Annotated in this window: 21 protein-coding genes and 1 pseudogene; 16 read left to right on the top strand and 6 right to left on the bottom strand. The window is 63.3% G+C overall.

The genetic code is table 11. From position 1 onward, the window contains the following. Position 1: 1 nt before the first annotated feature. The 4 genes from cyoD to cyoA form a co-directional block, all read right to left on the bottom strand. Entirely contained in the window at positions 2-418 is a 417-nt protein-coding gene (gene cyoD, locus AT984_RS01360; protein WP_058718574.1) for a cytochrome o ubiquinol oxidase subunit IV, read from the bottom strand. Beyond that, on the bottom strand, positions 415-1,047 hold the full coding sequence (gene cyoC / locus AT984_RS01355) for a cytochrome o ubiquinol oxidase subunit III (protein ID WP_058718573.1): 633 nt from the start codon (positions 1,045-1,047) through the stop codon (positions 415-417). The genes cyoD and cyoC overlap by 4 nt, the downstream gene beginning before the upstream one ends. A 26-nt stretch (positions 1,048-1,073) precedes the next feature. Next, a complete protein-coding gene (gene cyoB, locus AT984_RS01350; protein ID WP_058718572.1) occupies positions 1,074-3,077 on the bottom strand; it encodes a cytochrome o ubiquinol oxidase subunit I in 2,004 nt (667 codons plus the stop codon). A gap of 76 nt (positions 3,078-3,153) precedes the next feature. Beyond that, entirely contained in the window at positions 3,154-4,128 is a 975-nt protein-coding gene (gene cyoA / locus AT984_RS01345; protein WP_231741689.1) for a ubiquinol oxidase subunit II, read from the bottom strand. Positions 4,129-4,384: 256 nt separating this feature from the next. Between cyoA and AT984_RS01340 the strand changes: the two genes are divergently transcribed. The 6 genes from AT984_RS01340 to AT984_RS01320 all read left to right on the top strand — a co-directional run bounded on the left by AT984_RS01340 (position 4,385) and on the right by AT984_RS01320 (position 13,077). Further along, positions 4,385-5,704, top strand: coding sequence for an MFS transporter (locus AT984_RS01340; protein ID WP_058718570.1), 1,320 nt, complete (start codon positions 4,385-4,387; stop codon positions 5,702-5,704). 151 nt (positions 5,705-5,855) lie between these two features. After that, entirely contained in the window at positions 5,856-6,236 is a 381-nt protein-coding gene (locus AT984_RS22295) for a nuclear transport factor 2 family protein (RefSeq protein ID WP_082679696.1), read from the top strand. 321 nt (positions 6,237-6,557) lie between these two features. Then, entirely contained in the window at positions 6,558-6,848 is a 291-nt protein-coding gene (locus tag AT984_RS01335; protein ID WP_058718569.1) for a co-chaperone GroES, read from the top strand. Between the two features lie 127 nt (positions 6,849-6,975). Further along, complete coding sequence (gene groL / locus AT984_RS01330; protein WP_058718568.1) at positions 6,976-8,625, top strand: chaperonin GroEL; 1,650 nt, start codon at positions 6,976-6,978, stop codon at positions 8,623-8,625. Between the two features lie 206 nt (positions 8,626-8,831). Further along, complete coding sequence (locus AT984_RS01325) at positions 8,832-10,838, top strand: DUF1631 family protein (protein WP_058718567.1); 2,007 nt, start codon at positions 8,832-8,834, stop codon at positions 10,836-10,838. A 1-nt stretch (position 10,839) separates the two neighbouring features. Then, the gene (locus AT984_RS01320; protein WP_231741496.1) at positions 10,840-13,077 is read left to right on the top strand and encodes a patatin-like phospholipase family protein; all 2,238 of its coding nucleotides are present in this window, start codon (positions 10,840-10,842) and stop codon (positions 13,075-13,077) included. 29 nt (positions 13,078-13,106) lie between these two features. Here the strand turns inward: AT984_RS01320 and yihA are convergent, their stop codons facing one another. Next, positions 13,107-13,874, bottom strand: a complete 768-nt coding sequence (gene yihA, locus AT984_RS01315; protein WP_058721999.1) for a ribosome biogenesis GTP-binding protein YihA/YsxC — start codon at positions 13,872-13,874, stop codon at positions 13,107-13,109. 67 nt (positions 13,875-13,941) lie between these two features. Between yihA and AT984_RS01310 the strand changes: the two genes are divergently transcribed. The 5 genes from AT984_RS01310 to AT984_RS01290 all read left to right on the top strand — a co-directional run bounded on the left by AT984_RS01310 (position 13,942) and on the right by AT984_RS01290 (position 19,997). Further along, entirely contained in the window at positions 13,942-14,562 is a 621-nt protein-coding gene (locus AT984_RS01310) for a c-type cytochrome (protein WP_082679695.1), read from the top strand. 134 nt (positions 14,563-14,696) lie between these two features. Further along, complete coding sequence (locus AT984_RS01305; protein WP_058718565.1) at positions 14,697-16,877, top strand: cytochrome c biogenesis protein ResB; 2,181 nt, start codon at positions 14,697-14,699, stop codon at positions 16,875-16,877. After that, the gene (gene ccsB, locus AT984_RS01300; protein ID WP_058718564.1) at positions 16,874-18,241 is read left to right on the top strand and encodes a c-type cytochrome biogenesis protein CcsB; all 1,368 of its coding nucleotides are present in this window, start codon (positions 16,874-16,876) and stop codon (positions 18,239-18,241) included. The genes AT984_RS01305 and ccsB overlap by 4 nt, the downstream gene beginning before the upstream one ends. Before the next feature lie 106 nt (positions 18,242-18,347). Next, entirely contained in the window at positions 18,348-19,337 is a 990-nt protein-coding gene (msrP, locus tag AT984_RS01295; RefSeq protein ID WP_058721998.1) for a protein-methionine-sulfoxide reductase catalytic subunit MsrP, read from the top strand. Between the two features lie 3 nt (positions 19,338-19,340). After that, positions 19,341-19,997: a sulfite oxidase heme-binding subunit YedZ gene (locus AT984_RS01290; protein ID WP_058718563.1), complete on the top strand. Its 657-nt coding sequence runs from the start codon at positions 19,341-19,343 to the stop codon at positions 19,995-19,997. Here the strand turns inward: AT984_RS01290 and AT984_RS01285 are convergent. Further along, complete coding sequence (locus tag AT984_RS01285) at positions 19,923-22,079, bottom strand: S9 family peptidase (RefSeq protein WP_082679694.1); 2,157 nt, start codon at positions 22,077-22,079, stop codon at positions 19,923-19,925. The genes AT984_RS01290 and AT984_RS01285 overlap by 75 nt on opposite strands. A gap of 132 nt (positions 22,080-22,211) precedes the next feature. Between AT984_RS01285 and AT984_RS23365 the strand changes: the two are divergent. The 5 genes and pseudogenes from AT984_RS23365 to glmU all read left to right on the top strand — a co-directional run. Beyond that, positions 22,212-22,790: pseudogene (locus tag AT984_RS23365) on the top strand (FAD-dependent oxidoreductase); the annotation flags it as partial. Between the two features lie 408 nt (positions 22,791-23,198). Continuing rightward, positions 23,199-23,567 (top strand): dihydroneopterin aldolase, encoded by a 369-nt coding sequence (locus tag AT984_RS23360; RefSeq protein WP_058721997.1) that lies wholly within the window; start codon positions 23,199-23,201, stop codon positions 23,565-23,567. Positions 23,568-23,587: 20 nt separating this feature from the next. Beyond that, the gene (gene ttcA, locus AT984_RS01275) at positions 23,588-24,541 is read left to right on the top strand and encodes a tRNA 2-thiocytidine(32) synthetase TtcA (RefSeq protein WP_058721996.1); all 954 of its coding nucleotides are present in this window, start codon (positions 23,588-23,590) and stop codon (positions 24,539-24,541) included. A 107-nt stretch (positions 24,542-24,648) separates the two neighbouring features. Beyond that, on the top strand, positions 24,649-25,320 hold the full coding sequence (locus AT984_RS01270) for a DUF4136 domain-containing protein (RefSeq protein ID WP_197418214.1): 672 nt from the start codon (positions 24,649-24,651) through the stop codon (positions 25,318-25,320). Between the two features lie 44 nt (positions 25,321-25,364). Then, a complete protein-coding gene (gene glmU / locus AT984_RS01265; RefSeq protein WP_058718560.1) occupies positions 25,365-26,747 on the top strand; it encodes a bifunctional UDP-N-acetylglucosamine diphosphorylase/glucosamine-1-phosphate N-acetyltransferase GlmU in 1,383 nt (460 codons plus the stop codon). Positions 26,748-26,808 lie beyond the last annotated feature (61 nt).

Here is a 26,808-nt window from a genome sequence, read left to right as displayed (position 1 = left end):
ATCAAGGCGCGATGCGCGCCTCGCCCATGCTGTGGGTGGGCATCATATTGGCGTTCATATGGTGCATGACCCAGATCGAGCCGACCAACAGAATCAGCACCATCACCAGCGTGAAGATCAGCGCCAGCATGGACCAGCCGCCTTCGACCTTGGCGTTCATGTGCAGGAAGTACACCATGTGGACGACGATCTGCACCGCCGCAAAGCCCATGATGACCAGCCCGGTCATGCCCGATGTCGGCAAGACCTTGCCCATCACCAGCCAGAAGGGGATGGCGGTCAGGATGACCGACAGCAAGAAGCCAATCACATAGCCGCGCACGGTGGCGTGGTAGCCGCCGTCGTCGTCATGGCCGTGATCGTGATCGTGATCGTGATCGTGGTCAGCGTGACCCTCATGTTGATGCTGCGCGCTCATGGCATCACTCCCATCAGATAAACAAAGGTGAAGACACCGATCCAGACCACGTCCAAGAAGTGCCAGAACATCGACAAGCACATCAGGCGGCGCTTGTTTTCCACCGTCAGGCCCAGCTTCTTGACTTGTAGCATCAGCACCACCAGCCACACCAGGCCGAAGGTGACGTGCAAGCCGTGGGTGCCCACCAGGGCAAAGAAGGCCGACAAGAAGGCGCTGCGCTGCGGGCCCGCACCTTCATGGATCAGGTGGTGGAACTCATACAGCTCCAGGCCCAGGAAGGCCAGACCGAACAAGCCGGTGATGGCCAGCCAGGTCAGCACGCCCTTGATGCGGCCATGCTGCATGGCAATCATGGCCATGCCGTAGGTGATGGAGGACAGCAGCAGCGCTGCCGTACCCGCCGCCACCAGGGGCAGGCTGAACAGATCCGCGCCCGAGGGGCCGGCCGCATAACTGCGGCCCAGCACGGCGTAGACGGCGAACAGCACGGCAAAGATCAGGCAGTCGCTCATCAGATAGAGCCAGAAGCCCAGCAGCGTGCCTTGCTGCGGATGATGCTTGCCTTCGGTGTCAAAGAAGCGCGGGGCGCCCGTGACCGCGTCGGCGGTGAGGATGTTTGAACTCATCGTTTCAGTCTCGCTAATTCCTGGCTTCAGGCAAGAGCCGCCAGGGCCTTGCTGCGGGCGTCTTCACAGCGCTTGACTTCATCCGCGGGGATGTAGAAATCGCGCTTGTAGTTGAAGGTGTGCTTGATAGTTGCCGCCAACACGGCGACGAAGCTGACGATCACCAACCACCAAATCTGCCAGACCAGGGCAAAGCCGCAGACCGTGGCCAAGCCGGCCAAGATGATGCCTGCCGAGGTGTTCTTGGGCATATGGATTTCCATAAAGCCGCTGGTCGGGCGCACCGCGCCGCGCTGCTTCATGTCATGCCAAGCATCGAGCTCATGCACGATGGGCGTGAAGGCGAAGTTGTAGTCCGGCGGCGGCGAAGCGGTGGACCACTCCAGCGTGCGGCCACCCCATGGGTCGCCCGTGTGGTCGCGCAGAGCTTCACGGTTGCGGTAGCTCACCACCAACTGGATCAGGAAGCTGGCGATGCCAATGGCGATCAGCACGGCGCCGAGTGCGGCAACCTGGAACCAGATCTGCAGCGACGGGTCATCGAAGTGGCTCATGCGGCGAGTCACACCCATCAGGCCCAGCACATACAGCGGCATGAAGGCGAGGTAGAAGCCCACCAGCCAGAACCAGAACGAGCACTTGCCCCAGAACGGGTCGAGCTTGTAGCCGAAGGCCTTGGGGAACCAGTAGCTGATGCCGGCCATCATGCCGAACAGCACGCCGCCGATGATGACGTTGTGGAAGTGGGCAATCAGGAACAAGCTGTTGTGCAGCACGAAGTCAGCCGGCGGCACCGCCAGCAGCACACCCGTCATGCCACCGATCACGAAGGTGACCATGAAGCCCATGGTCCACAGCATGGGCACATCAAACTCGATGCGGCCACGATACATGGTGAACAGCCAGTTGAAGATCTTCGCCCCCGTGGGGATGGAGATGATCATGGTGGTGATGCCGAAGAAGGCATTCACGCTGGCGCCCGAGCCCATGGTGAAGAAGTGATGCAACCACACCAGGTAGGACAGAATCGTGATGACCACGGTGGCATAAACCATTGAGGCATAGCCGAACAGGCGCTTACGGCTGAACGTAGACACCACTTCCGAGAAGATGCCGAAGGCGGGCAAGATCAGGATGTAAACCTCGGGGTGACCCCAGATCCAGATCAGGTTCACATACATCATGGCGTTGCCGCCCATGTCGTTGGTGAAGAAGTTGGTGCCGAGATAACGGTCCAAGCTCAACAAGACCAGCACAGCGGTCAGCACCGGGAAGGCCGCCACGATCAGCACGTTGGTGCACAGCGAGGTCCAGGTGAAGACGGGCATCTTCATCAGCGTCATACCGGGTGCACGCATCTTGACGATGGTGGCAATCAGGTTGATGCCCGATAGCGTCGTGCCCACCCCCGCGAGCTGCAGTGACCAGATGTAGTAATCCACCCCCACACTCGGGCTACCCAAAATGCCCGACAGCGGCGGGTAAGCCAGCCAGCCGGTCGCAGCAAACTCGCCGATGAACAGCGAGGCCATGATCAGCACGGCGCCGCTGGCCGTCATCCAGAAGCTGAAGTTATTCAGGAAGGGGAAGGCCACATCGCGGGCACCGATCTGCAGCGGCACCACATAGTTCATGAAGCCGGTCACAAAAGGCATGGCCACAAAGAAGATCATGATCACGCCGTGGGCGGTGAAGATCTGGTCGTAGTGGTGCGGCGGCAGGAAACCGGCGTTGTCACCGAAGGCGATGGCTTGGTGGGCGCGCATCATGATGGCGTCGGCAAAGCCGCGCAGCAGCATGACGATCGCCAGCACGATGTACATGATGCCGATCTTTTTGTGGTCGATGCTGGTCAACCAATTGCGCCACAAGGGGCCCCAGGCGCGGTAGTAGGTCATCGCGCCGGTCAGGCCGAGGCCGCCCAGGATCACCATGACAAAGGTGCCGAGGATGATGGGATCGTGCGGAATGGCGGCCCAGCTGAGGCGACCAAAAAGCAGCGATGTTGAGGTGTTGGGGGAGTCAAGCATGGGCTTCTCTCGGAGTTCTAGCATTGCGGGCCGCTGGCCGCTGTGTCGGTGACACGGCGGCCGGCAGCCCGGCGAATCAGGGCTGTGCGCTGCGGCTGGCGTTGGCCGCAGGCAGGTACTGATCGAGGTTTTGCGGGGTGCACATGGCGGCGACCACGCTGCGTTCGCCGTCACGCCAGGCTTGGCGGCGCACGCCGTCCACCCCGCCCTTGCCGGTGCCGCCCGCGGCGTCGATGGCCATCATCTGGCCCATGCACATCTTGTTGGTATCCACGCAGCGGTTCAGGATGGCCTGATACAGGCCCTGCTCCACCTCGGCGTAGCGGCGCACCGGCTCACGGCCGCTGGGCTGCTCAAGCTGCTGATAAACGCTGCGGCTCAGCAGCACACCCTCGGCCTTGTTCTTGGCGACCCAGACATCGAAGTCTTCGTGCGACAGCCCATGGAACTTAAAGCGCATATGCGAGAAGCCGGCGCCGCTGTAATTGGCCGAGAAGCCGTCGAAGACGCCCGGCTTGTTGATGACCGCGTGCAACTGCGTCTGCATGCCGGGCATGGTGTAGATCTGACCTGCCAGCGCCGGGATGTAGAAGCTGTTCATCACCGTGGAGGCGGTCAGCTTGAATTGAATCGGGCGGTCCAGCGGGGCAGCCAGCTCGTTGACGGTGGCAATGCCCTGCTCCGGGTAAAGGAACAGCCATTTCCAGTCCAGCGCCACCACCTCCACCACCAGCGGCTTCACATCAGCGGCCACCGGGCGGCCGGGCGCGATGCGATCCAGCGGGCGATAGGGGTCCAGCTTGTGGGTGCTGATCCAGGTGATGGCGCCAAGTGCGATGATGATCAGCAAGGGCGCGCCCCAGATCAGCAACTCCAGCTTGGTGGAATGATCCCAGTCCGGCTTGTACGTGGCGGCCCGGTTGGCTTGGCGGTAGCGCCAGGCAAAGAACAGGGTCAGGAAGATCACCGGCACGATGATCAGCAACATCAGCAGCGTGGAAGTGATGATCAGCTGAGCTTGCTGCTGCGCGATGTCGCCCGAAGGCTTCATCACCACCATATTGCAGGCCGCCAGAGGCAGCGTTGCAGCCAGCACGCCGAGCCGCTTCAGACCTGTGGGACCGGCCTGAGTCAATTTTGGGGAGGGGACGGGAGTCATTGGTAGTTACCAGAAAAGGCGGGAAAACGCCATTGCGTACCCGGCCGGAATGTATCCTGATTGAGCTAGGTCAACGATTGGACATTTTGTCCTAGGGGTCCCGCCGCTCTCGTAAGAGGGTTTTCTCCCAGCTACCTTCCCAATCGACATGAACAGCTCAGCCGCCTACCCGCTCCCTGCCGGCCAACCGGCCAGCAATTCCCAAGAAGCCAGCTCGGTCGCCCCGGGTGATATCGCCGTCGGCGTCATCATCGGCCGCGCGTCGGAGTACTTCGACTTCTTCGTCTTCGGCATCGCCTCGGTTCTGGTCTTCCCGGCCGTGTTCTTCCCCTTTGCCAGCCGATTGGACGGCACGCTTTACGCCTTCGCCCTACTGGCCCTGGCCTTTATGGTGCGGCCGATCGGCACGGTGCTGGGCATGCAGGTGCAAAAGCACTTCGGCCGCAGCACCAAGATGACCCTGGCGCTCTTCCTGTTAGGCAGCTCCACCGCCGGCATGGCGATGCTGCCCAGCTACACCGCCATCGGCGGCAGCGCCATCGTCCTGCTGGCCATCTTCCGCATCGGCCAAGGCCTGGCGCTGGGCGGCTCCTGGGACGGCCTACCCTCGCTGCTGGCCATGAATGCGCCGGAAGGCAAGCGCGGCTGGTACGCCATGCTGGGTCAACTGGGTGCACCGCTGGGTTTTGTGATCGCAGCCGGCTTGTTTGCTTACCTGTGGGCCAATCTGGACGGCGCTGACTTCTTCAGCTGGGGCTGGCGCTACCCCTTTTTCGCCGCCTTCGCCATCAATGTGGTGGCCTTGTTCGCCCGCCTGCGCCTGGTGCTCACGCACGAGTACGAGCGCGAACTCGAAGCCCGCGAACTGGAGCCCTGCAGCGTGCGCGAACTGCTCAGCCAGCAAGGCGAGAACATCGCCATCGGCGCCTTCGCCAGCCTGGCCAGCTACGCGCTCTTCCATTTGGTGACGGTGTTCCCGCTGTCCTGGGTGTCGCTGTACTCCGCGCAGACCATGGGCGAATTCCTCAGCGTGCAGATCGGCGGCGCCCTGCTGGCAGCCGCCGCCATGCCGATCTCAGGCCTGATCGCCGACCGCATGGGCCGGCGCAGCTTCCTGGGCAGCTTGGCCACCGTGATCGGCCTGTTCAGCCTGCTGACACCCTGGCTGCTGGGCGGCGGCACGGCGGGCCAAGACAGCTTCATCCTGGTCGGCTTTGTACTGCTGGGCCTGTCCTATGGTCAGGCCGCCGGCGCGGTGACCTCCAACTTCCTGCCCCGCTTCCGCTACACCGGCGCCGCCCTGACGGCCGACCTGGCTTGGCTGATCGGCGCCGCCTTTGCCCCCCTGGTGGCGCTGGCCTTGTCGGCGCGCTTCGGCCTGGGCGCCGTTAGCCTCTATTTGCTGTCGGGTGCCGCCTGCACCTTGCTGGCCTTGCGGGTCAACCGCTTGAAGTCGCTGCGCGACTAAAGAGCAATGCCCCGGCTTCGCGGCCGGGGCATTCAAGCCTGGGCAGCCATTTGCCTGAGCTACTTGCGCCAACTGCGCCTGTTGAAGGCCGAAAGCAGCCTAGCAAGACGGTAACCTTTAGCGCTCAAGAGTAGCCACTAGAGGAACCCAGATGTCGGCCGACACGCTAGTTCGCACCCTTTCCCAACTCGAAGGCGAGTTGCATCTTCCGGGCGTTCGAAAAAGCGCTTCAAGAATCAACGCATTGCTTCATGCCGACTTTGAAGAAGTTGGCCGGTCCGGGCGCCACTGGAACCGTGCAGCCATGGTCGACATGCTGCTCAGCGAGTCAGTGCCTGTAGAAGTGGTCGCTGACAACTACGTCGCAACAGAGTTGCAGGCCGGCGTTGCCTTACTCACCTACCGAGCCGCTCATCGTCAAGCGGATGGTTCCTTGGTACGCCACACCTTGCGTTCCTCCATCTGGATTCGGGTTGGAGACGGTTGGCAAATGCGTTATCACCAAGGCACCGCAGCTGCGCAAACTTGGTGAACGAACACAAACGCATCCGCCTTCGCCCCAGAAGCGAGGCCCACACCCAACTCCACTCGATCACCTACCCAAAATTCCAGCAGCCAGAATCAGCCCGCGCTGGTGCCCCGACACTTTTAAGCCCAGACCTGATCGCAGCTCCCCGCCCGGCAAACGCCCACTGCGCCAAGGGTGGGTCTTGAATTGACAACTCTCGCCCCTATAATTCGATTGCTAGCACTCGCACCCCGTGAGTGCTAACGACTCAAAATTCAGCGCAGCCGAGACTTTTCTCGGCTGTTGCTTTGTTGTCAGCCCTGACCAATATCTCAAGGAGATGTGATGAACCTGCGTCCTCTGCACGATCGCGTGATCGTTAAGCGCCTCGAACAAGAAACCAAGACTGCCTCGGGCATCTTCATCCCTGACGCCGCCGCTGAGAAGCCGGACCAAGGCGAAGTGCTGGCCGTCGGTAACGGCAAGCGCAACGACCGTGGCGACCTGATCGCCCTGAACGTCAAGGTCGGTGACCGCGTTCTGTTCGGCAAGTACAGCGTCCAGACCGTCAAGGTCGACGGTAACGAACTCCTCGTGATGCGCGAAGAAGACCTCTTCGCCGTTGTTGAAAAATAAGTGATTTGCGGGACAGACCTGACCCTGTACTCAGGGGCTGCTCTGTCCCCAACTGACTAGAGTTTTTTGTGCAAGTAAGAGCCCGTATTCCAGGCTCTCCGCACACCCAAATTTCGGAGAAATTTCCATGGCAGCAAAAGACGTAGTTTTCGGCGGCGAAGCCCGCGCACGCATGGTTGAAGGCGTGAACATCTTGGCCAATGCGGTCAAGGTGACCCTGGGCCCCAAGGGCCGCAATGTGGTGCTGGAGCGCTCGTACGGCGCCCCGACCGTGACCAAGGACGGTGTGTCCGTGGCCAAGGAAATTGAGCTGAAAGACAAGCTGCAGAACATGGGCGCGCAGATGGTCAAGGAAGTTGCTTCCAAGACTTCTGACAACGCCGGTGACGGCACCACCACTGCCACCGTGCTGGCTCAAGCCATCGTGCGCGAAGGCATGAAGTACGTGGCCGCCGGCATGAACCCGATGGACCTGAAGCGCGGCATCGACAAGGCTGTGACAGCCCTGGTCGCCGAGCTGAAGAAGGCTTCGAAGGCCACCACCACGTCCAAGGAAATCGCTCAAGTTGGCTCGATCTCGGCCAATAGCGACGAGTCGATCGGCAAGATCATTGCTGACGCGATGGACAAGGTCGGCAAGGAAGGCGTCATCACCGTCGAAGACGGCAAGTCGCTGGACAACGAGCTGGACGTCGTCGAAGGCATGCAATTCGACCGCGGCTACCTGAGCCCTTACTTCATCAACAACCCTGAGAAGCAAGCCTCGCTGCTGGACAATCCTTTCGTGCTGCTGTACGACAAGAAGATCTCCAACATCCGTGACCTGCTGCCCACGCTGGAGCAAGTGGCCAAGTCGGGCCGCCCGCTGCTGATCATTGCTGAAGATGTTGACGGCGAAGCGCTGGCAACTCTGGTGGTCAACACCATCCGCGGCATCCTGAAGGTTGTGGCCGTCAAGGCGCCTGGCTTCGGCGACCGCCGCAAGGCCATGCTGGAAGACATCGCCATCCTGACGGGCGGCAAGGTCATCGCCGAAGAAGTCGGCCTGACTCTGGAGAAGGTCACTCTGGCCGATCTGGGCCAAGCCAAGCGCGTCGAAGTGGGCAAGGAAAACACCACCATCATCGACGGCGTCGGCGCTGCTGCTGACATCGAAGCTCGCGTCAAGCAAGTGCGCATCCAGATCGAAGAAGCGACCAGCGACTACGACCGTGAAAAGCTGCAAGAGCGCGTGGCCAAGCTGGCCGGCGGCGTTGCACTGATCAAGGTTGGCGCTGCCACCGAAGTCGAAATGAAGGAAAAGAAGGCCCGCGTTGAAGACGCCCTGCACGCTACCCGCGCTGCTGTGGAAGAAGGCATCGTGGCCGGTGGTGGCGTGGCTCTGCTGCGTGCCAAGCAAGCTGCAGGCAAGATTGAAGGCGCCAACGCCGATCAGGACGCCGGCATCAAGCTGGTGCTGCGCGCCATCGAAGCGCCCCTGCGCGAAATCGTCTTCAACGCCGGTGGCGAGGCTTCGGTCGTTGTCAACGCCGTGCTGAACGGTTCGGGCAACTACGGCTTCAACGCTGCCAACGACACCTACGGCGACATGATCGAAATGGGTATCCTGGACCCGACCAAGGTGACACGTACTGCTCTGCAGAACGCCGCTTCCGTCGCTTCGCTGATGCTGACGACCGAGTGCATGGTCGCAGAAACACCGAAGGACGAAGCAGCCGGCGGCGGCATGCCTGGTGGCATGGGCGGCATGGGCGGCATGGGCGATATGGGCATGTAAATTCAGCGCCAGGGCCAGGTCGGGCTGCTTGCAGCAAGACCTGACCCTCAGCACTGATTGCCAAGAAGGGCCGCAGCAATGCGGCCCTTTTTTTATGCCCGCGCCCGCCAACGCTTTGCCACCTGATCAGGGGGATGAGCAACGAAGCAAGCCCGGCGCGGCGCTGGCCGCCGCCATAATGCACGCTTACTCGCCCAAGCCGATTCATGCCCGCAATCACCCTGAACGACATCCTGGAAGAAGCCCACGCGCAGCTGCCGGGCTTGAGTCGTGCGCTGTTGAATAGCATCCAGGATGAACTCAAGGCCAAGCCGCAACACTTCTTGCTGCAAGACCCCTGGCGGCGTTTGCAGCACAGCTTCATGGCGGACTTCGAGTCCTCGCTGCGCACCCTGCTGGCCCCCCGCAATATCAGCGACGCGCCTTTGCAAGCGCCGTCCCTGGCCAGCCTGAACAGCTTGAGCCTGGTGGATGAACGCCAGGCCCTGCAAGACGTGGCCATCGCCCACGTGATCACCACGGTAGAGCAGCACTGCCTGCCGGAGCTGCACCAGCTCGGCAACTTCTTCGCCGCCCTGCGTGGCACTGCGCGCGCGCGCAAGAACGACAACCCGCTGCGCCCGGGCCTGTTTGCCCAGGCCTTGCTGGCCGCGTTTTCCAGCTTTGATTTCGATGCCGAGCGCCGCTACGGCCTGATGCAGGCCGCTGCCACGCCGCTGGCCGAAGGACTGCATCGGCTCTACGCGCAGCTGTGCGCCAAGTTGCGCGCCGCCGAGGTCGGTGACCTGCTGATCAGCCACGCCTCCAATATCCAGGACAAGAACGCGGACCTGCGCTTCATCGAAGCCCGCCGCATCACCGAGCCTGCCACCTTGGACGGGCTGGCGCGGCGCGTGCATCAACGCAATACCCAGGCCGCCGGCCTGGACGGCAGCGCCGCCGCAGAGCCTGTATTCATCAAGGTCGGCGGCCGCGATCTGCTGAGCCGGCTGTACGAACAAATCCTGGCCGACCCTCGCCTGCTGCCGCCACTGAAGGCCCTGCTGGCCCGCCTGCAGGTGGCCGTGGTGCGTTTGTCTCGCACCGACACCAGCCTGCTGCACCGCCAAGACCACCCAACCTGGCGCCTGCTCAATCGCGTGGCCGCCCACGGCATGGCGTTTGAGCGCCCCGATGACGAAGCGCTGCAGACCTTTTTGCAGTTCATGGACCGCGAGTTGCCGCTGCTGATCGACAGCCCGACGATCAGCGCCGCCTTGTTTCAAACGGTGCTGGACCATGTCGATGCCCACATCAGCACCCAGGTGCAACAGCGCAGCAAGGGCAGCGTTCAAGCCCTGGCCTCGCTGGAGCGCGAGCAAAGCCGCAGTGAATGGCTGCAGCTGCTGAACGAGCAAATCCGCGCCCAAATCGTTGGCGCACCGCTGGGCCCACGCCTGCTGCTTTTTCTGCAGACCCAATGGCCCAAGGTCATCACCCAAGCCATGGTGACCCATGGCCCCGAGGCCGAGCCAGTGGCCGCTTGGATCGAATGGGTGGATCGCCTGCTCGACAGTCTGCGCGAACTGCCCGCCGAGGCGGACCGCATCGCCCTGCGCCAAAAATTGCCCGCGCTGGTCGATGGCTTCCGCAAAGGTTGCGACAGCATTGGCCTGGCTCAAAGTGCCAGCGACCCGGTGCTGCAAGAGTTGATGCAACTGCACGGCCGCATCCTGCGTGGCCTGCCCGCCCTGCCGCCTGGCTACAAGTTGCCACCACAAGCCGTGCCACAAGGCGATGGCCATCAGGCGCCAACGCCGGAAGCGCAGCTGACCCGCTTGCTGGAAGAGCGTGAATCACGCCAACCCGATCACTGGACCAATACCAAGGTCGACCGTGGCCAGTTGCCTACCGTGCCGGTGCAGCTTTACGACCAACCCGCTTCCGCACTGGCCAAGGCAGCAGTGGCGGCCTGGATGGAAGGCCTGCAGGTGGGCAATTGGTACCACCTGTTCAGCCAGGGCGAATGGCTGACCGCCCAGGTCGCCTGGGTCAGCGAGAGCAAGCAGTTCTATTTGCTGGTCGGCCAAGACCCCGAGGAGCGCCGCTCACTCACCCGCGGCGCGATCGAGAAGCTGCTGGCCAACGGCCTGATCACCATCCTGGATGAAAGCAGCTTGGTGCAGCGCGCCGTCGACACCTTGATGCAAGACCTGGACGAAGGTGGCGGCTAAAGTGTTTCTGCGCCGCTTCGGCTGGCTGGCTTCGATTTGTGTCTTGGTGGCTTTGCCGGCAGCGGCACAGTCAGAGCCCGAAAGCAACCCCAACAAAATCGGCCTAGTGCTCTCCGGCGGCGGCGCCCGTGGCCTGGCCCATGTGGGCGTGCTCAAAGTGCTGGAGCGCGAGCGCATCCCCGTCGACGTGATTGCCGGCACCTCGATGGGCGCCATCATCGGCGGTCTCTACGCCAGCGGCATGAGCGCCACCGACCTTGAGCGCGAGTTGCTGCAAGTGGTCTGGGGCAATATCTTCGCGGGGCGAGTGGATCGCCAACTGCTCTCGCAACGCCGCAAAGAGGAAGACTTCGAGTTCTCCGCCGCCGTCGAGCTGGGCATGCGGGACGGCGAGATTCGCCTGCCGCAAAGCACGCTGTCGAGCCGCGGCCTGGAGATCTTGCTGCGCCGCTTAACCATGCCAGTGCGCCACATCAGCAATTTCGATCAGCTGCCCACGCCCTTCCGCGCTGTGGCCACCGATATGGAAACCGGCGCGCAGGCCGTGCTGGGTGACGGCGACTTGGCGCTGGCCATGCGCTCGAGCATGAGCGTGCCGGCGGTGTTCGCCCCCATCGAGGTGAACGAGCGCCTGTTGGGCGATGGCGCCTTGGTCAACAACTTGCCAGTCGACGTGGCCTGGCGCATGGGCGCGCGCCGCCTCATCGCGGTCAATGTGGGCACGCCCTTGGCGGGGCGCAAAGCGCTGACGTCTTTGCTGGGCCTGACCGGGCAGATGATCAATATCCTGACCGAACAGAATGTGCAGCACAGCCTGGCCGCCTTGCTGCAGACCGATATTCTGATCACGCCACGGCTGGATCAACTCGGCGCCGGCGACTTCGAGCGCAGCAAAGACTTCATCCAAGCCGGCGCCGCCGCCGCCGAAGCCATGCTGCCGCAGCTGCACGAATTGGCCCTGGCGCCCGAGGCCTACGCCGCCTGGCAGCTCAGCCGCATCCAGATCACGAAGTCCGACCCGCAAATCAAGAGCATTGAATTTGCCGGCACCGAGCTGACCCACCCGGAGCGCTTCAAGGCCCAGCTGGAATCCGCCCCGGGCCAAGTCTTCAACACCGAACGCGCCGAGCGCGACTCGCGCTTTCTGGCCTCCTCGGGAGACTACGAGCGGGTGGATTACCACGTGGAGGGCCGCCCCGGCGGCGACGCCCTGGTCTTCACCATGGACGACAAGTTCTGGGGCCCCAACTACTTCCGCATCGGTCTGGATCTGAGCACCGACCTGGACGGCGAAAGCGCCTTCAATCTGCGCATCTCGCACAACCGGCATTGGCTCACCCCCACCGGCACCGAATGGCGCAACCAGCTCACCATCGGGCAAACGCCCCGCCTCTTCAGCGAGATCTATCAGCCGCTGAGCTTTCAGCTGGGCCGCTCCAACGACTGGTTTGTGTCCGGCTGGGGCGAGTTGGAACGCCACAACTTCACCATCTACCGCGAGACCTCGGACATCGCCGCGGCCCGGCTGCAGCGCCAATCCGCCACCCTGGGTTTCGACCTCGGCCAGCCCTGGGGCAGCCTGGGAGAACTCCGCTTAGGGCTCAAGCACCAGACCTGGCGCAATAGCGTCAAGCTGATGACCATCGACCTGCCGGACGCGCGGATTGAAACGCCTTGGCATGAAACCGGCCTGCGCCTGCGCCTGGTGGTGGACCAGCTGGACTTTGCCAACTTCCCGCTCAGCGGCTACCGCCTCTTGCTCGAAGGCATCGGCGGCAAACAGTCCGGCGGCGATGTACGTAACGCCGATTTCCAGCGGGCCGAAATGCAGGCCACCTGGGTGCGCAGCTGGGGCGTGCACACCCTCAATCTGCACACCCGCGGCTTGCTGGCAATTCAGCCGGAAGACTCGGCCCAAGGCCCCTTCTCGCTCGGCGGCTTCCAGCTGCTATCGGGTTATCAGCCGGGCCAGTTGGTCGGCGACACCTTGCTGTTCGGCCGCGCCAGCTATTACCAGCGCCTGCGCGACAACCCCTTGTTCGCCCGCGGATTTTTCCTGGGCGGCTCCTTGGAGCTGGGCAATGCCTGGAAGCGCAGCGACCCCCTCAAGCCCCGCGATCTGCGCCCGGCGGCCAGCCTGTTTGTGGGCGCCGACACGGGTTTAGGCCCGCTGTATCTGGCCCTGGGCTATGCGCCAAAGGGCAGCACCGTCGTCTATCTCTTCATCGGCCGGCCCTGAGCCAAGCGCCCAGGACTGCCGAAGAGTGATCAACTCGCGGCGGCGGGCGCCGGCGGTGCGGCATCGGCAGGCTCAGCCTCTTCAGCGGTTTCGGCCGCTGGCTGCGCCTTGGGGTGCGCCCACTCATGCAAGGCACGGGCAACGTCTTCCACGCCCTTCTTCTTCAGTGCTGAGAACAGGGTCACCGACACATCCGACTCCTCGGTGACGATGCCGCCCAGGAAGTCTTGCGTTGCGAACAGCGCCGCATCGGCCTCTTTGCGATTGAGCTTGTCGGATTTGGTCAAGAGCACCAGCAGCTTGATTTCGCCGTTGCGCACGCGCGGTGTCACGAATTCCAGCAGCTGCTTGTCCAGCTCGGTCAGGCCCAGGCGCGAATCCACCATCAGCACCACGCCGGAAAGGCTGCGGCGCGTGCCCAGGTAATCGGCCATCACTTTTTGCCAGCGCAGCTTGGCCGCCTTGGCCACGGCCGCGTAGCCGTAGCCGGGCAAGTCGGCGAACCAGGCATCGGCGGCATCTTTGGGGCCGAGCTCAAACAAATTGATGTGCTGCGTGCGGCCCGGCGTCTTGGACGCGAAGGCCAGACGCTTTTGCTGGGCCAGCGTATTGATGGCGGTGGACTTGCCGGCGTTGGAGCGGCCAACAAAGGCAATCTCGGGCAATTCATTGGGCGGCAGGTGCACCAATTCGCTGGCCGTGGTCAGGAATCGTGCGGTGTGGGTCCAGCCCAACACCACCTTGTCGGAAGGATCAGCCACAGGGGTTTGTTGCGGCGTTGCAGAGGTGTTGGTCATGATTTCGCTAGCAATGTAATTTGCCATTGTAAAATCCCTGGGTTGCGCTTACCGAATCAATATAAACATGATGAAGATTGCTGCTTTTGTGTTGCCCGGCCTGTTGGTCAGCTCCATCGCTTTCGCGAATGAGGCCACAGCGCCCTCCAAGCCCGACCTGGCCAAGGGCCAAGCCATCTCCACCCAGGTTTGCGCAGCTTGCCATACGGCAGACGGCTCGCGCGGCATCCCGGCTAACCCCATTCTGCAGGGTCAGCACCCGGAGTATCTGGCCAAGCAGCTGACCGAGTTCAAATCGGGCGTGCGCAAGAACGCCGTGATGCAAGGCATGGCTGCCACGGTGTCGGATGAAGACATCAAGCATGTCGCGGCCTTCTACGCCAGCAAGCAGGCCAAGCCCGGCTTCGCCAAGAACAAAGAAACCGTCGCCCTGGGCGAGAAGATCTACCGCGGCGGCATTGCCGACCGGCAGATTCCCGCCTGCGCCGCCTGCCACAGCCCCAACGGCGCTGGCATGCCCGCCCAATACCCGCGCCTGGCCGGCCAGCACGGTGATTACACCGAAGCGCAGCTGATCGCCTTCCGCTCCGGCGCCCGCGCCAACAACGCCCAGATGACGGGTGTGGCGGCCAAGATGAATGACCGCGAAATCAAAGCGGTTGCCGACTACATTGCCGGCCTGCGCTGAAGCGCCAGAGCTGACCTCGGCTTCGCCCCCGCAATGACCTGACGGCAAAGGCCGGTGAATTTCACCGGCCTTTTTTGCATCCCGGCAGACCCTTCATCTGCACTGCCCCACACTGTGATCCGCTGCATCCTGATATGACCGAACCCACCCTCAGCCCGGCGGCCGACTCCCCCTCACGCCGCCACCCCGCCGGCCGCGAGTTGCTGGACTTGCTGGCTTCGATGCGCTTTGCCGTGTCGCTGTTCGTGGTGATTTGCATCGCCTCCATCATCGGCACCCTGGTCAAGCAGCGCGAGCCCTTGAACAACTATGTCAACCAGTTCGGCCCGTTTTGGAGCGAAGTGTTTGGCAAGCTGGACATCTACACCATCTACGGCGCCTGGTGGTTCCTGCTGATCCTGGCGTTTTTGGTGATCTCCACCAGCCTGTGCATCTTGCGCAACACGCCCAAGATCTTGCACGACCTGCGCAATTACAAAGAGCATGTGCGCGAGCAATCGCTGCAATCCTTCCACCACAAGGCCCTGGGTCACCGCGATGGCGGCACCGAGGCGGTGCTGGCCCAGGTCGGCCACATGCTGGCCAGCGATGGCTGGAAGGCCAAGATCCAGGTGCGTGACCGTGGCGTGATGGTGGCCGCGCGCAAGGGCTCGGCCAACAAGATTGGCTATATCGCCGCGCATTCGGCCATCGTGCTGATCTGCCTGGGCGGCTTGGCCGACGGCGACCTGCTGGTGCGCGGGCTGATGCTGGTGCAGGGCAAAACGGTGTACGAGGGCGCTGGCCTGATCAGCGACGTCAAGCCCGAGCATCGCCTGCCGCCCGGCAACCCGGGATTTCGCGGCAATATGATGGTGCCCGAGGGTGCCCGCGCCGGCACCGCCATTCTGTCCATGCCTAACGGCGTGGTGCTGCAGGACCTGCCCTTCGATCTGGAACTCAAGAAGTTCATCGTCGAGTACTACGACACCGGCATGCCCAAGCTCTTCGCCAGCGATGTGCTCATCCGCGACCACAAGACCGGCGCGGTGAGCGAGGCCCGCATCAAGGTCAATGAGCCGCTCAATGTGCGCGGCATCAATATCTACCAAAGCAGTTTCGAAGATGGCGGCTCGGCGCTCAAGCTGACGGCGCTGCCGATGCAAAGCGGCGGCAAGCCGCTTGAACTCGAAGGCCGCGTAGGCGGCAGCAGTGTGCTCAAGGCCGAAGGCCAGCCGCCACTGACGCTGGAATTCACCGGCCTGCGCGTCATCAACGTCGAAAACCTGGCCGGCGACGCCAATGGCGCAGGCAAAGGCACCGATGTGCGCCGGGTTGATTTGGTCAACTCGCTCAACAAACATTTGGGCAGTGGCGCACCGGACAAGGCCGACAAGCAACTCCACAATATCGGCCCTTCCTTCAGCTACAAGCTGGTGGATGCCGCCGGCCAGCGCCGTGAGTTCAACAACTATATGGTGCCGGTGGAGTTGGACGGCCAGCGCGTCTTCCTGGCCGGCGTGCGCGAGAACCCCAACGAGGGCTTTCGCTATCTGCGCATTCCCGCCGATGAGCAGTTCAGCCTGCAGGGCTGGATGAATCTGCGCGCCGCCCTGCTGGACGCCCCCTCGCGCGCCAAAGCCGCGCGCCGCTACGCCGAGATGGCCACGCCCGCCGACAAGCCGCAGATGCTGCCGCAGTTGCAGGCCACCGCCGCCAAGGCCTTGGGCCTGTTCGCTGGCACCGAGAAGTTCAAGCCGACCACCAAGCCCGGCAGCCCTATGCCTGGCGCAAGCGCTGAATCGGAACTGATGGGCGGCCTGCCGGCCCTGTCCAACTTCATCGAAGCCGAAGTGCCCGAGGCCGAACGCCAGCGCGTCAGCGAGGTGCTGCTGCGCATCCTCAACGGCAGCTTGTTCGAGCTTTACAAAATGACGCGCGAGCAAGCCAAGCTCAGCGCGCCCGCCACCGATGCGGCCACCCAGACCTTCATGACCCAATCGGTGCTGGCTTTGTCAGACAGCATGTTCTACCCTGCACCGGTGCTGCTGCAGCTGCAAGACTTCAAGCAAGTGCAGGCCAGCGTGTTCCAGCTAGCCCGTGCGCCGGGCCAGAACTTGGTCTACCTGGGCGCGGTGCTCTTGAGCATCGGCGTGTTTGCGATGCTCTACATCAAGGAACAGCGACTCTGGATTTGGCTGGAAAGCGCACCCGGCCAGCCCGAAGTGACGCGTGTGCGCATGGCGCTGTCCAGCACCCGCGAGTCCCCCGATACTGCGCAAGACTTTGAGCAACTCAAGGTCGCGCTGCTGAAGGAAGAGAAAGAAGGCGTATGAATACCGCGAGCACCACCCTCAAGTCCGGCATGACCATCGGTCGCCAGGGCTATTTCTCCGGCCGAGATGCCTTGGACTGGATCTTTGCCGCCATCGTGCTGATCGGCGGGCTCTACGCCTTCAATCGCTATCACGCCTCGATGGATGGCTACGAAAAAGCCATTCTGCTGTGCGCCATTCCGGCTCTGATTGCCCAGGGCTGGTTCTGGCGGCCGCTGCGGTTTTTGACGGTCGCAGTGGGCGCCGCCAGCTTGCTGGCCATCAATATTTATTTGCAGCACACCGACAGCTTCGGCGCCGACCTGGCCGCCGCCGACAAAGTGTTCTGGCTCAAATACATGCTGTCCAGCCAAAGTGCCATTCTGTGGATGAGCGTGCTGTTCTTCATGGCCACCTTGTTCTACTGGGCCGGCTTCTTCATCAAAAAGGGCAGCGACAGCACGGCCGAAATCATCGCCTCCAAGCTGACTTGGGGCGCCGTCTTCATGGCTTTGGTGGGCACCATGGTGCGCTGGTTTGAAAGCCACCAGATCGCACCCGATATCGGCCATATCCCGGTCAGCAACCTCTACGAGGTCTTTGTGCTGTTCGCCTGGATGACGGCGCTTTTCTACCTGTACTACGAAGCCCGCTTCAAAACCCGCGCCCTGGGTGCTTATGTGCTGCTGGTGATCAGCGCGGCGGTGAGCTTCTTACTCTGGTACACGGTGGCGCGCGACGCGCATGAGATCCAGCCCCTGGTGCCGGCCCTGCAAAGCTGGTGGATGAAGATTCATGTGCCCGCCAATTTTGTCGGTTATGGCACTTTCGCCCTGGCGGCCATGGTGGGCCTGGCTTATCTGCTGAAAACCGCCTCGCAGCGCTCGCTCTTGATCGGCCTGATTGCCCTGCCCCTGGGCGTGGTGGCCGCCATTTTGGCCGCCCGCTTTGGCGCCAATCTGGGCCCCGACACCATCGCCGGCCTGGACGGCTGGGCCCGCAAGCTCGGTGGCACCACCGCCTTCTTTGGCCTGTGCATCGTGCTGCGCAAGCCGCTGACGGCCCGCCTGCCCGAACTGGTGGCGCTGGACGACCTGATGTACAAGGCCATCGCCCTGGGCTTTGCCTTCTTCACCATCGCCACCATCCTGGGCGCCTTCTGGGCCGCCGAGGCCTGGGGCGGCTACTGGAGCTGGGACCCGAAAGAAACCTGGGCGCTGATCGTCTGGCTCAACTATGCGGCCTGGCTGCATATGCGCTTGATGAAGGGCTTGCGCGGCACGGTGTCCGCTTGGTGGGCCTTGGGTGGCTTGCTGGTCACCACCTTCGCCTTCCTGGGCGTCAATATGTTCTTGTCCGGCCTGCATTCCTACGGCACGCTGTGACGAGGCTTGCAGGGGCATCTCGCGCCCCTGCAACAGAAATTTTCTTCATGGCGTAAGCTTTTGCGACTTGGCACGACAGATGCCAAACCCCAGCACAAAGGCCGCCATGAAGCACTCCCGTCTCGATCTCGACCTCATCCCGGCTTCGGAAATCACCCCCCAAGCCGTCTTTGCGGCGCGCCGCGACTGGCTGCGCCTGATGGCCAGCGGCGCCGCCGGTGCTGCGCTGGCCACTTGGGCCGGCCGTGAGGCCCTGGCCCAAACGCCCGGCGGCGGCAAGCTGCCCAAACTGCCTGCCGCCAAAAGCAGCGTGGCCGGCGCCATCAGCCTGGACAAGCCGACCAGCTACCAAGACGCCAGCAGCTACAACAATTTCTACGAATTCGGCACCGACAAGTCCGACCCCGCCCGCAATGCCGGCAGCCTGCGCACCCTGCCCTGGACGGTGACGGTGGAGGGCGAGGTCGGCAAGCCCGGCGTCTTCGATCTGGACGCCCTGCTCAAGCTCAGCCCCATGGAAGAGCGCATCTACCGCCTGCGCTGCGTGGAGGGCTGGTCCATGGTGATTCCTTGGGTGGGCTATTCACTGGCCGAGTTGATCAAAAAAGTGGAGCCCACCTCCAAGGCCAAATTCGTTGAATTCATCAGCTTGGCCGACAAGTCGCAAATGCCCGGCGTGCGCTCCGGCGTGCTGGATTGGCCTTATGTGGAAGGCCTGCGCATGGACGAAGCCATGCACCCGCTGACCCTGCTGAGCTTTGGCATGTATGGTGAGGTCTTGCCAAATCAGAACGGCGCGCCGGTGCGCTTGGTGGTGCCGTGGAAGTACGGTTTCAAGTCGGCCAAGTCCATCGTCAAGATCCGCTTCGTGGAGAAGCAACCCACCAGCAGTTGGACCAAATCCGCCCAGCAGGAATACGGCTTCTACTCCAACGTCAACCCGCAGGTCGACCACCCGCGCTGGAGCCAGGCCAGCGAGCGCCGCATCGGCGAAGACGGCTTATTCAGCAAGAAACGCCCGACCCTGATGTTCAACGGCTATGAAGCCCAGGTCGCTCACCTCTACGCCGGCATGGACCTCAAAAAGAATTACTAAGCCATGGCCAAGCCGAAGAACCTCTGGCTGCACCCCGCCGCCAAGCCGCTGCTATTCGCGCTATGCCTGCTGCCGCTGGCTCGGCTCGTTTGGGCCGCGGCCAACAATCAGTTGGGCGCCAACCCGGCCGAGGCGCTGATACGCGGCCTGGGTGACTGGACCCTGCGCGGCCTGTGGCTGACGCTGGCCATCACGCCCTTGCGCGTGCTCAGCAGCCAGCCCGCCCTGCTGCGCTTTCGCCGCATGCTGGGCGTCTTCACCTTTATCTACGGCAGCCTGCATTTGCTGGCCTACGCTTGGCTAGACATGGGCCTGGACTTCGGCGACATCGCCCACGACATCGCCAAGCGCCCCTTCATCCTGATGGGCTTCACCGCCTGGGCCTTGATGCTGCCCTTGGCCGCCACCAGCTTCAACAGGGCCATCAAGGCCCTGGGTGGCAAGCGCTGGCAGTGGCTGCACAAGGCCGTCTACGCCGTGGCGGTGATAGCCCTGATGCACTTCATCTGGATGCGCGCCGGCAAGAACAATTTTGCCGAGCCCGCGGTTTACGGCGGCATCCTGCTGCTGCTGCTGGGCTGGCGCTTAGTTCGCCACTACCGCGCCGGGCGTGCTAGCCGCAGCGGCGGCGCCACCAGCGCCAGCAGCCGCTTGGCCTGAGGCGCGAGTGGCCGGGCCGATGTGCCGGTCCAGGAACTCCAGCATGCGGGTGTAGAGCTCAACGTTGTTCTCCACCTTGCCATAACCATGGCCTTCACCGGCCTTGATCATCACCAGCTCGGCGGGCTTGCCGGCCTCGCTCAGCGCACTGATCATGGCCTTGGTCTGCTCCAAGGGCGTGCGGCGGTCGGCGTCACCGGCGTAAATCATCAGCGGCAGCTTGGAACGCTCGGCATGCAGCGCCGGTGACACTTCTTGTGCCCGCGTCCAATCATCGCCCACCACACCCAGCATGCGCTTCCATTGAGCCACGGAGTATTCGCTGCTCGAAAAATCGGTTCGATTCGAGGTCAGCTGCAGCTTCATATCGCTCACCACCAAGCCAGCCACGGCGCACTTGAAAACATCGGCCGAGCGGATGCTGGCCCATAGCGCCGCATAGCCGCCGTAGCTGGCGCCGCTGATGCACACCCGCTGCGCATCGGCAAAACCCTGGGCCACGGCCCAATGGGCGGCATCCTCATGGTCATCCGACAGCTTGCGGCCGATCTCGCCAAAGCCGGCGCGATAGATTTTTTGCCCCAGGCCCGGTGTGATGCGGTAATTGGGCAGCACCACCGCATAGCCACGCGAGGCCAGCAACTGCGCCTCACGCACACCAAAGCTGTTCAGCGCACCCCAGGTATCGGCGCGGACATGCGGCCCGCCATGCACATGCACCACGGTGGGCAGACGCTGGCCCGGCTGATAGTTGGCCGGCAAGAAGTAGTAGGACGGAATCTCCAAGCCGTCCCGCGTTTTCAGCAAGAAGGGCCGCATCGTCACCAGATGCTCTTCCTCCACCTCATCACGAGAGCGCAAGGCTTCTTCCAGCGTCTTCTTTTCCGCGTCGAAGATGTAGAAGGTCGGCACCGAGCGGTCGCTCCAAACCGTCACCAGGCTGCGCGCGCCGGCGCTCTTCTCAAAGCTCACTGCCTTGCCTGGGAACAAGGCCTCGAACTGGGCCTGCAGCTGGGCATAGCCCGCGTCGAAATAAGCCACCTGATAGCGTTCATCGGCAATCGCCACGCCCACAGCCTGATGAATCTTGGTGTCGTACAACAAGCCGCCCGAGATGTCATAACGAGGATGCACCGCCAAGGGCTCGGCCATTTTTCCCGCCGCCACATCAAAGCGATACAGGCCCGTGGTGTCGCGGCCATTGCGCGCAGCCACGATCAAATCCTTGCCGTTGTCCGCAAAAGCCACCGGCTGCCAGCGTCGACCGTCATCAGGTTCGAAGCGGGCCACCACCTGCCAGGGTGCGTCGATGGCAGCACGCAGCATCACCTTGGCACCGCCAAATTCGCGCGGATCATCCTCCTTGTCCACCACCGTGGCCAGGCGCGGCACGCCCTGGGGGTCCAGCAGCCAGCCCCGCACGTCGCCAGGCTGATCAAAGGTCAGCAACTTCTTCTCGCCGCTGTCCAGGTTGACCCGATAGATGTCTTGCACCTTGGCGCTGCGGAAATTGCTGCTGACCAGAATTTCACGTTCGCTACCGGGCACCGGCATCAAGTAACTCATGCGCCGGAAGTAGCCTTCCATGCGGGCCAGTTGCTCACGCAGGGTGGGTGAAAGCTTGCGGAAGTCCTTGCCATCACGGCGGATCGTGAACAAGCCGCCGCCATCGCCCGACTCCGGCCCAGTGGGCGAATTCAAGCGCCCAAGGCTGAACACCAGACGATCGCTGCCCACCCAATGCAGGCTGACCACATCGAAATCGGTCTGGCCGGTCAGGGCCTTGCCCTCGCGGGTCTGCAAGTCCACCACCATCAAATTGCGACGCCCACCGACGGGCGCCAACACGGCCAGGTAGCGGCCGTCTGGCGAGATCGATGGTTGGGCAAAACGCGGCGGCTCCACATAGGTACGAACCGGCAGCGGTGCTGCTGCAGCAGCCGTGGCCGGCGCAGCCTGAGCCTGCGGGGCCGCATCAGCCGCCCACAGCGGCGTGGTTTGCAGCAGCAAGGCCACCAGGCCGCTGGCCAGCCACAGGGGCCGAGAGATTGAACGAACGCAGCTCGAATCGAGTCTTGGCATGAGCCAATTTCCTTGTCAGTTGGCAGTGGTCTTGCGGCAGTTTTTGGCGCGCATTCAGGGGCCGTCATCCTAGCGGCAAGCGCAAGGGCCCCAGCCTGGGATAATTGCCGATTCAGTTCCCACACCCGCCCCATGCCCCAGCTTGCCTCCGCCGACGGCCACACCCCTCTTGCCAGCAGCGTCGACGTCGCCATCATCGGCGGCGGCCCCGCGGGCTGCAGCGCCGCCTCCTGGCTGAGCCAGCTGGGCCTGCGCGTGGCCCTGATTGAGCGCGAGGCCGAGCTTTGCGCCTCGCTGCAGGCCTTGCAATTCCCGCAGGATTGGCTGCTCGGCGCACCCGGCGACACCTTGGCCGAGCTGGGCCAGCGCTATGCCGCGCAGACCCGTGCCTTGCCGGGCTTGCAGCTCTACCTGCAGCGCCGGCTCAGTCATGCCGACTGGATCAACGGCCAGGGCTGGCAGCTGCGCCTGGACGATGGCCGGCAGATCCATGCCAAGAGCTTGCTATTGGCCACCGGCCTGCAGCCGCTGCGGCCCGAACTCTTCTTTGCCAGCGCGCACACCCGCATCCTCGATGCCATCGCGCTGACGACTCAACGCGCCACTTTGCCGCCGGGCCGCATCCTGCTGCTGGGCGGGGGTGACAACGCGGTCGAGAACGCGCATTACCTGCAGGCTCACGGCCACCAAGTCACGCTGTGGTCGCGCAGCGATTGGCGCGCCCAGCAAGGCTTGGTGGACAAGCTGCAGCCCGCAATCATCCAACGCCCGCGCTGCCCCTTGCCCAGCCAGCTGCAGCCGGACGCCACCGGCGTGCAGGTGCACTCGCGCGAGCATGGCGATGAGCGCTTCGACCATGTCGCCGTGCTGCTGGGCTACGAAGCCGCGCCCGAGGCCTGGTTGTTGGTGGGTGACGCCCTGCAACGCGCCGGCGTTACCGCGCCCTCGCACCCCTTCCGTGACGAGCCGCGCTTTGCGCCCCTGGGCCTCTTCGTGGCCGGCGACGCCAGCGGCCACCAGCACCCCTGCGTGCAAACGGCACTGGGCGATGGCGTGGCGGCGGCCAAAGCCATCGAAGCGTTTTTGCGCCCGCTGCGCGAAGGCCAAGCCCCGCTGACCCTGCGCCGCAACAACCGCCAGATCATTCACATCACCGGCCTGCGCTTCGGCGCCAATCTCGGCGTGCTGGACTTTGAGCGCGAAGGGCCACAGCCGATTCAGGTCGATGCCGAGGTCAATCTGGGCGCGCAGACCATTGTTTCGCGCGATGCCGATATCGGCCATGTGCTGGACTACCGCCGTGTGCGCACCATCATCATTGACGAATGCACCGCCGAGCACACCGACCTGCTCGAAGCCCTGCTGGGCAAGCTCTGCACCCGCTTGATGAGCTTGCATGGCGTGGTGGGCGTGCGCATCAAAGTGACCAAGCTCGAAATATTCCCCGACTGCCAAGTCGCCATCAGCGCCGAATGCGGCCAGTGGTAAATCAGATGAAGATGAACGACATGAACACCCTCGCCCCTGAAGTCGACAGCGCCCCCGAGGCCAAGGACAAGGACAAAAAACAGTCCGTCGAGATCACCAAGCTGTCCAAGCGCCTGCATCGCCAGGTGGGCCAGGCGATCACCGACTACAACATGATCGAAGAGGGCGACAAGGTCATGGTCTGCCTATCCGGCGGCAAAGACAGTTATGCCATGCTGGACATCTTGCTGAATATGCAGCAGCGCGCGCCGATCAATTTCGAGATCGTGGCCGTCAATCTGGACCAGAAGCAGCCCGGCTTCCCCGAGCACATCCTGCCCGAATACCTCAAAGGTCGTGGCGTGCCCTTCCACATCGAGGAGCAGGACACTTATTCCATCGTCAAGCGCCTGGTGCCCGAAGGCAAGACCACCTGCAGCCTGTGCTCGCGCCTGCGCCGCGGCAATCTCTACCGCGTGGCTTCGGAGTTGGGTGCCACCAAGATCGCGCTGGGCCACCACCGCGACGACATCATCGTCACGCTCTTGCTGAATATGTTCTTCGGCGCGCGCATGAAGGGCATGCCGCCCAAGCTGGTCAGCGACACCGGCCAACATGTGGTGATCCGCCCGCTGGCCTATGTGGCCGAGCCTGATCTGGTGCGCTGGGCCGCGCATCGCGAGTTCCCCATCATCCCGTGCAATTTGTGCGGCAGCCAGGAAAACCTGCAGCGCGTGCAGGTCAAGGCCATGATCAATGACTGGGAGAAGAAGTTCCCGGGCCGGGTCGAGAATATGTTCACCGCCATGAGCAAGGTCGTGCCCTCGCACATGATGGATCGCGAGCTATTCCCCTTCCAGACCATCAAAGCCACCGGCCACCCCGATGCCAATGGCGACATCGCCTTCGACGAAGACGAGGCCTGCGGCACACCCACCACGACCAGCATCAGCAGCGTGATCCCGGTGCGGCGCGAGGCCAAGCAAGACGAGTGATCTGGTCAATTGTTCTGGCCGCTCGATCCGACACTCGCCCGGGCGTCAAGGCTTGACCGCCCTGACACGCAACAATGCTGGGATCGCGAGCACAGGAGCAAAAGCACATGAATCGACGTCGTCTGTTTGCAGGTGGCCTGACGCTGCTGGCCGCCACCGCCCTGATGGGCCTGAGCGGCTGCAGCAGCACTTACACCCTCAACACCGAAGTGGCCAGCTTTGGCAGCTGGGCGGCTCCGCGCCAGCCCGGCAGCTACACCTTTGACCGCCTGCCTTCGCAACAGCAAGCCGGCGACAGCGCTGATTTGCAAAGCCGCATCGAAGACAGCGCCCGCGCCGCACTCAGCAAAGCCGGCTTCAACGAGGCCAGCGACCCCAAGGCGGCGGACTATCTCATCTCGCTGGGCGTGCGCATCAATGCGCAAGACCGCTCGCCCTGGGACGACCCGCTGTGGTGGCGCTGGCACGGCAGCTACTCGGCCTGGCGCTATGGCTATGGGCCCGGTGCCTGGCCACGCCGCGGCGCCCACCCCTTCTACAGCCCCAGCGACATGATGCTGATGGAGCGGCGCTTTGAGCGCTCAGTCGCCCTGCTGGTGCGCGATCGCCAGAGCCTGGAGCCGCTGTTTGAAGCCCGCGCCAGCAGCGAGGGCAACAACCAGGGCGATATGGAACTGATCAGCGCCATGTTCGGCGCCGCGCTGAGCGGCTTCCCGCAAGTGGATCCCAAGCCACGCCGGGTGTCGGTGCTGGTGGGCACACCCAGCCCTGTCAAATAGGCCGGTGATAATCGCGGCTTCATCCTTGGAGTCGCGATTTTTCTATGGCGCTGAACATTGTCATCATGGCCGCGGGCAAAGGCACCCGCATGAAGTCGACCCTGCCCAAGGTCTTGCACAAGCTGGCCGGGCGTGCCCTGCTGCAGCATGTGCTGGACAACACGGCCCCCTTGGCAGCTGAGCGGCGCATCATCATCACCGGCCATGGTGCCGAGCAAGTTGAAGCCGCCGTGGCCGGAAGCCCCGGCGTCGCCTTTGTGCGCCAGATGCCCCAGCTGGGCACCGGCCACGCGATTCAGCAAACCGTGCCCGTGCTGGGCGATGAGGTCGCCGGCAGCACCTTGATTCTCAGCGGCGACACCCCGCTCACCGCCACCAGCACCGCGCGCCAACTGGTCGAAGCCTGTGGCGGCGAAAAGCTGGTGCTCCTGACCATCGAGTACAGCGACCCCACCGGCTATGGCCGCATCATCCGCGAGGGCGAGGCGCTCAAGGCCATCGTCGAGCACAAGGACGCCAGCCCCGAGCAGCGCCTGATCCGCGAGTGCTACACCGGCATCATGGCCGCGCCCACCGCCGCGCTCAAGCGCTGGGTCAGCCGCTTGAACAATAACAATGCCCAGGGCGAGTTCTACCTGACCGACATCGTCGCCATGGCCGTGGCCGAAGGCGTGCCAGTGGTGGGCGTGAAGACCGCCCATGAAACCGAGGTGCTGGGCGTCAACAGCCCCGTGCAACTGGCCGACCTGGAGCGCCGCTTCCAGCGCCAGCAAGCCGTCACCTTGATGGACGCCGGCGTGCGCTTGGCCGACCCGGCCCGCTTCGATCTGCGCGGCAGCCTGACTTGCGGCCAGGATGTTGAAATCGACATCAACTGCGTATTCGAAGGCCAGGTCACCCTGGGCGACGGCGTGCGCGTGGGCGCCAACTGCGTGATTCGCAATGCCCATATCAAGGCCGGCGCGCGCATCCATGAGTTCACCCATATCGACGGCGAGGCGCTCGGCGTCACCGTGGGCGAAGGCGCCCTGATCGGCCCCTTCGCACGCCTGCGCCCCGGCGCCGAGCTGGGCCCCGAGGTGCACATCGGCAACTTTGTCGAGGTCAAGAACAGCACCATGGCGCGTGGCGCCAAGGCCAATCACCTGGCTTATCTGGGTGACGCCACCGTGGGCGAGCGCGTCAACTACGGCGCCGGCGCCATCACCGCCAATTACGACGGCGCCAACAAGCACCGCACGGAAATCGGCGCCGATGTGCATGTGGGCTCCAACTGCGTGCTGATCGCGCCGCTGACGATTGGCGCTGGCGCCACGATTGGCGGCGGCTCCACCATCACCAAAACGGTGGCGGCCGGCGAGCTGAGTGTGGCGCGCGGCAAACAAATCGCCATCAGCGGCTGGGCCCGCCCGACCAAGAAGCGCTGACAAAGCCTTGTTTTGGCCTTGCAGCGTGATAATTGCACAGCGTCGAGCCCCTGGTTTGATG

It is taken from the genome of Paucibacter sp. KCTC 42545, assembly GCF_001477625.1.
Taxonomy (GTDB): domain Bacteria; phylum Pseudomonadota; class Gammaproteobacteria; order Burkholderiales; family Burkholderiaceae_C; genus Paucibacter_A.
The sequence above is the reverse complement of the archived record's forward strand: the minus strand, read 5'-3'. Positions and strand labels throughout refer to the sequence as shown.